Source organism: Pseudomonas sp. SDO5215_S409, from assembly GCF_054071325.1.
Map to the genome: position 1 here is coordinate 1 of NZ_JBSVWN010000111.1, position 6,624 is coordinate 6,624.

Here is a 6,624-nt window from a genome sequence, read left to right on the forward strand (position 1 = left end):
CGCCTACAGGGCGCCTTCGGTTGGTTCAGTTACACCACTTCCAGGGACACGATCATCCCCAGCCTCAGCAGCTATTTTCAATAGCGGTTGGGAGTCGTACCAATCGCTCTGCTGATACAGGGTGATTCCCCTGTCTCGTGCTGAACGATGTTCGTGTGTTAGCTCTGCAATGGTCTTGGAGGGAAATGATATGATAAGTAAACCGCTGAAAATTATTCTAATAGTCAAGGTTTTATGTTTCCAATAGGCTGATAAGTGTCGATTTGGAAAAGGGTAATGTGAGTTTAATAGCCATAAATGGGGTTGAAGTAAGACAGTGGCGGATGGGTGTTTTTCCATTCGTGTGCGAAAGCTTTTCCTTTTTTTATTTCCTCTGTACTCATTTTTTCAGCAATAATAGGGAGGTTTCTTTGTCCATCTTCAGGTCCGACTCCTCCTCCTTCAAGTTTAGACAGCAGGTACGTCAGCCCGTAAGCAGCAATTAAGTTTGGTTTGAAGTCTAATGTGTTTTTAGGGTCTGCCATATTGGCGGCGTAGGTGCTTACTGCGTCAATGTGGCCATGTTCTGCAGCCTTGATCAACCAGTGGCGTATCTCTTCTTTGCTTCCGTTTCGTTCATATAAGTAGTTGGCATACATCACCATTCCCGGTGGATACCCGCCTTCAGCTGAAGTTTTGTGCCATTTTTTTATGGCCTTGTCGCGATTGCCAGGAATAAAAAACCAACCTCTTCCATCTTTATAAAGCCCGGCCAGCAAATTTTGGGCGAAGCCATCTCCAGCTTCGGCCGCCTTTTCCAGCCAGCCGAAACCTTGTCGGGCCAAGTAGAGCACTATCATTGATTGCGCATCACCTTTTTCAGACTGTTGACGGGCTATTTTTAGTGCTTTCGCGCGCCAGTTTATGGAAGATGTTTCGGTGCATGTTCCTAAGGTGTTACACAGGTCATTTTTGTTGCTCAGGCGAAGCATCGCATAAAGATCGCCTTGGTCGGCGGCCGCTTCATACCATTTTTTCGCTTCTGCAGTTGTGTAGAAATGGTTGAGCCTAATTACCTCTCCTAAAAAATATTGCGCTTGTCTGTCGCCCGCTTCGGCAGCGGATTTTAGTAAAGGTTGGGCGCTATCCCAAGCACTTTGATAGTAAAGAGTTATTCCTTTTTCTCGTGTGGATAACTGCTCCTGCATTAGTTGAGCCGTGACAGTAGGAGAAAAAATTAGAGTAAAAACAGCGCTCAAAATGGCAGGCTTGTTCAGCATCGCCGTGTCCTGGTTTTTAGTTTGGAAGTACGTTGGTTAGGTGTGGAGTTGTAAGTCAATAGCCATAGATAGGCTCAAAATAGGATAAAGGGGGCGATTTTTCTTTCCATTCCCTCGCGAAAATCTTTCCGCGACTTATATCTTCTGGACTCATTTTTTCAGCAATCATAAGAAGAATTCGCTGGCCGTCCTCAGGCGCTGTACCTCCACCCTGAAGTTTGGAGAGTAGGTAAGCCAGTCCGTAGGCTTTTATTAAGTCGAGGGGGTATCCAAAATCATCAGGTAAATGGGCTAAGCTAAGCGCGTAATTGCTAATTGCGATTACATACCCACCTTCTGCTGATTTTCTCACCCAATATTCGATGTCTTGTTTGTTTCCGTTGTTTTCATACAAAAAATTTGCATATAAAAACATCCCAAGAGGATAGCCGCTTTCTGCAGAGGCTTTAAACCATTTTTCAACGGCTTTTTTGCGGCTGCCGGGGATTAAGAACCAGCCTCTTCCATCTTTATATAGACCGGCTAATAAACTTTGTGCGTAGCCATCTCCTGCTTGGGCAGCTTTTTCCAACCAGTCCAAACCTTCCCCGGCTAAGTAGAGCACAAGCATAGCTTGTACGTCGTTGATTTTAGAACGGTCAATAGCCGTTTTTAGTACTTCTTTCCGCCATTCTTTACTAGTTTTTTCTGTGCATGTTCCGATTACGCTGCAAAAATCATTTTTGTCTGCTAGGCGGAGCATGGCGTATAAATCGCCTTGTTTAGCCGCTGCCTCATACCATCTTTTTGCTGTGGCAGAAGTGTACCGATTACTTTTTCTAATGGCCTCTCCCAAGTAGTACTGCGCTAAGCTATCTCCGGCTTCTGCGGCATCTTTTAATAGTGGCTGAGAATCATACCAGTCACTTTGGTTGTAGAGTGCTATGCCTCTATCCTTCGCCGCTTGTTGTTCTGGAGATAGTTGGGCAGAAACGGCGTGTAAGCAGAAAATATAAAGTAATCCGCCGATAAATATTTCTTTAATCAATGTCTGGTCCTTTATAGAAAGCTTCTATTGTTTCGGTGGGGGCAAAGGCGGGACCCGTGTATCTGCGGTGATATTTACAATGCTTGTTCAGTCGTGAGCCAAAGCTTGACACGTATTGGTGATACTTGGCTCTCATGTGGTTATTTGCTTTGATCAAGGGCATAACTTGTTCTGCCATAAATATATCCAATCGCATTTTATTTTTACAATAGGCTAGTCCCGCTTCTGTCGGGCGAGTGCCATCCGGGTTCATACAGATGATTGTCTCTTCAAATTGATTTTCTACACCTTTTTTACTGGATATCCAGCCAAGGCATCTCTCAATTGCTTGTTGTTGTAAAAGGTGTGTTTGATCCTTGTTGAAGTACCGTTCACCTTGTTCTTCTTTTACGGTGAATGCTTGGGGTGAACTACTTAACGTTAAGAGTAATGGTCCAAAAGCCTGAGGTTGTAGATTGAGTACCCATTCCCTCATGACCCGCAGATATTTATCAAGCATCAACGTATAAGCAATCTGCCCACCCCGCCCACCTTCCGTCAGCCGTCCATACAGCTCTTTAATCACCGCATAGCCACGCAAGTACACGAACGATACATCGATACCGATGGCGCCCAAAAAACTCAGGTCTCGCACATACGCCAGTGCTTCCCCTTCTACCCATTCCAGGTCTTGGTATCGGTTGGCGGCCATTTCCTGGCGGACCAGTTCGAGCAGTGCGACGACGCTTTCATAACCCACTTCAAAGGTCATGTAGCCTTTGAGGCCGACGCCCCAGATCAGTGAGCCTTTTATGGAGAGTAAAAAGCGCCCGTTATCCACGCGTAACATCAGGTTGCCGGAAAAACCGGCGCCTGCGGCGACTGCCAGTTCCACGTCCAGCCTGGCCAATGCGCGCCATGGGCTGCTCAAGGTGCGTTTGGGGATGGGGGCCGGGGGGAGGACGCTGGGCGGTGGGCACCAGAAGAGTTGCCCGCTGAGTTTGCAGCCCGCTTGGGCGCCGACGAAAAGGGTGAATTTGGCCAGTTCGCCTGTCTGTTCGGCAGTGTCCGTTCCCGAGATTCGGGTATAGCCGGTTTTCTGGTCCAGGCTCAGGTCGCGGGCGAGCATCAGGCTGGCCCCGGCGAAGCCCCAGGCTTTGGCGCTGAGGTCCAGTGAGAGTTTGCCGAAGTCCAGGGTGCGCACGCTGCCGTCGTACGCGGTGTAGTCCACTTTCAAGGATTGCGCGTTGCTGCGCTCGGGCAGTTCCATTTTCAGCAGGCTGACTTCGCCACGCCAAGCGGCGACGTCCAGGTTGGTTTTGGCGTTGGCGACTTGCAGCCCTTTGTTCCATTTGGGTCCGTCCAGCCTGGCTGTCGTTTGCAGGCTGCTGCCTTGCGGCAGCAGGCACCGGACCAATTGGGCCTGTGGGCTGTTGTCGAAAAACATCAGGTTACGCAGTTGTTTGTCTTCAAAGATCATGGCCTTGAGGGTTTCGCCCCAACGCTTGCGGGTATCGGCGGCCTCCAGGCTTTGCACTTCAAAGTGCTCAGCGTTGAGGGCTGCAAAAAAGGCGTCGGGAATAAAAAGGCCGTTACTGTCGAACCAGGGGCCTTTTTCGTCCAACGGGTGGGCGCCTCCGGCTTTTAGCCAATCGCTGAAGGCGCGGTCGTCATCGGCTTGCCGGGTCAGGGGTTTGGGCAGTGTCTTCAGGTCGTTGAGGGCTTTGGTCAGCGCGTCGCTTGTTTCCTGGGCGAGGAATTTCAGGCTGATGTGGTTCAGCACATAGTCTGACGAGGCGCTGCTCAGCTCCCGCAAGGGAATATTGGCCTTGGCCAGTCGTGCGATGGGCGAGGGTTGATAGCGGTGCGGCTCCCACACGAACAGCCGGGGAGGCAGCATGTCTCGCACGGTGGCTTCGGCGGTCTGCTCAAGTTGCTCGGCTTCTTTGTTCAGTGCGGCCCACTGCTCCTGGAACTTGACGAAAATCACACCCGGCGGAGCGGCCTTGCCCGCGGTGGTCGACACCCACTGCGCGTAGCTGGCCTCGATGCTTTTTTCCAGCGTGTCGCGTTTGCCCAGGAGTTTGATGTAGGCCTGGAACGCCTCGGTGCCTTCATATTGATCATCAGGGCTGAGCGCAAACTCGGGGACGGCGATGCCACATTCGGCGAGTTCCACGATGGCGTTGATGTAGTTCGCCATCACGGCTTCAAGCGTCAGGATGCTGATCTTCAACGCCTTGAGCGCGCGCTCATCCACCACGCCGGTTTGCATGAATGTTTTCTGCAGCGTCTTGTAGGTCTTCAAGTGCTCCCAAGCGGAGGCAATGGTTTTTGTGCCCGGGTCGAACAGCTTGAAACCATGGCTTTTGGCTTTTTCCCGCTCGGCCAGGTAGCGGTCCATCGCATCGCGGGTTTGCAGGGCTCTGGGGGTATAAAACACACCGTTTTCGCGCCGGTAGCCCAAGGCTTCGGCGCGCTGGTCGGAGAGATGTTCCAGATCGGCCAGGTTTTTTTTATGTGTGTCGATACGCTGTTGCGCCGCGAACATTTCACGTTCGGCGTTCATTGCTGCGGTACTGTCGCCCTGGGACTTGGCGGTGTGCCAGTCTTTGCGGGACTGCGTTTTTTGGGCGGTGTCATCGACAATCGCCGCACTGGCTTGGGTGTAGCGGCTGCGCTCTGCGGTGGGGTCTTGCGTGCTTTCCAGAAACGCCTCGGGCCCTGGCGTGAGGAAGTAGTCCAGTAGCCCTGCGTCGGCAATGTTGCTCATGCGCGTGGCTTTTTCCGCATCGACGGTCTTTTGTTGGAGTTGGCCGACGCTTTCTTGTAACTGCTGCGCGACACGTTTGGGCAATAGCCAGAACCTGCGTTGGCCCGTCACGTAGATGATGTCGTGGAAACGGGTGCTACAACCGGGGTGTTTGTCAGCGCAGAACGTTTCGGTATCGGCAGGCGCCGTGGGCTTTTCAGCTGGCAGCAGGACGGGAGGCTGCGAGGGGGAGGGGTCGGTTTCGCGCGTATAGGCCATTTCAGATTTCCAGCCGCTGTACTTTTTCGAATGCCGGCACCTGGCTGCTCAGCACGTCCATGACGTCGGGCCTGTCGTGCAGGCGGTATTGATCAAGGCGAGAGAGCAGGCGCTCCAGATGGCGCCCTTCGTCGATGCCGTGTGCGACCAGCAGGCTCAAATTCTCGAGCACCGTGGGCAACTGCGCATCGAGTAGCCGCTTGGCCGATTCTGCTTCGCGGGCGCGCACCCAATACCAGCGGCGGATGTCGTCTGCGAGGGTCAACGTGCGGTCGTGCAGTAGGAGTGGATGCCCGGCCTCGTTGGATGACGCCTGCACAGGTTGCGACGGTTCCCACACGCGCCAGGCCTGATCGTCGGGGTGCGCCGGGGGTGTCAACACTCGCTCCCAAGGGCCGTAAAGCGTGGGCTCGACCGCTGTCAGTGCCAGCGCGCTCCAGAATGCCGGGTCGTAAAACCGCGCCAGCGTGCCCCCCTGATCGTGGCTGTGCATACGCAGCAGGCGCCTGGCATGGAGGAGGGCGATACCCGGCTTGGCGCTGGAGGTGAGCAAGAGGCCGGAGCGGTTGTCTCGGCATAACGCGATCGCTTTGGCGGCGACCGGCGTTGCCTTTTTCAGTGGCAGCCAAAGCGGGCTGACGTCGTTCATATCGGCAAAAGGTGTGCTTTGAAACAGGCGTTCGATGCCGTTCAAGCCGTCTTGTTGATAGAGCTGCTCCAAGGCTCGCGGCTGGCGGACGCTGTCGATAATGCAGTACAACGTGCTGCTACCCAGGTTGGCCCAGGGCTCGGTCGTTTGCGGTTGGTTGAGAAACACGTTCAGCGGCGCAGACATGGGCAAACCTCGCGTGTACACGTGCCATTGGCCTGTTTGCCACAGACGGGAACAAGGGGCAGGCCTTGCAGGCTTTTTCGCACAAACGGGTTGAGCATGGCGGGTGCTAATAGCTGCCCGGCTGTGTGCGCATCCGCCTGCTTCAACGGTCCTGGTAACAAGGGCGCCGCGCCGCTTCCACTGCCGGGGCTGCCGCCGCCGTTCACCGTGATCAAAGGGCCGCCGAAGGTCACGCCGCGGCCGTCGATTTTGACGAAGCTGCCGGCGGCTTTAAGGGTTAGTTCACTGCCGGCTTCAAGCACCAGCTTTATGCCGCTGCTCAGGTGGATTTCCTGGCCCGCTTCGATGAACTGGCCCGTACCGATTTTGACATGCTGGTTTGCGGCAACCGTCAGGTGGTCATCCGCGCGGGCTTCAACCTTGCGGTCGGCATAGACAGTGTGGTGTTCTTCGACCTTGAATTCGCTGTAGGTATTGGCCTCGACCGTGTCAT

The 6,624-nt window shown here is 53.7% G+C and carries 4 protein-coding genes and 1 pseudogene; all 5 read right to left on the minus strand.

The genetic code is table 11. The annotated features are described in order from the left end of the window. Positions 1-284: 284 nt before the first annotated feature. A complete protein-coding gene (locus ACW9H9_RS28060; RefSeq protein ID WP_457346614.1) occupies positions 285-1,259 on the minus strand; it encodes a tetratricopeptide repeat protein in 975 nt (324 codons plus the stop codon). Between the two features lie 55 nt (positions 1,260-1,314). Then, entirely contained in the window at positions 1,315-2,286 is a 972-nt protein-coding gene (locus ACW9H9_RS28065; RefSeq protein ID WP_457346615.1) for a tetratricopeptide repeat protein, read from the minus strand. Then, on the minus strand, positions 2,279-5,296 hold the full coding sequence (locus ACW9H9_RS28070; protein ID WP_457346616.1) for a hypothetical protein: 3,018 nt from the start codon (positions 5,294-5,296) through the stop codon (positions 2,279-2,281). The genes ACW9H9_RS28065 and ACW9H9_RS28070 overlap by 8 nt, the downstream gene beginning before the upstream one ends. 1 nt (position 5,297) lies before the next feature. Then, positions 5,298-6,131, minus strand: coding sequence for a DUF4123 domain-containing protein (locus tag ACW9H9_RS28075; protein WP_457346617.1), 834 nt, complete (start codon positions 6,129-6,131; stop codon positions 5,298-5,300). After that, positions 6,116-6,624 (minus strand): annotated as a pseudogene (locus ACW9H9_RS28080) (type VI secretion system tip protein VgrG); the annotation flags it as partial. The gene ACW9H9_RS28075 and the pseudogene ACW9H9_RS28080, both read right to left, overlap by 16 nt.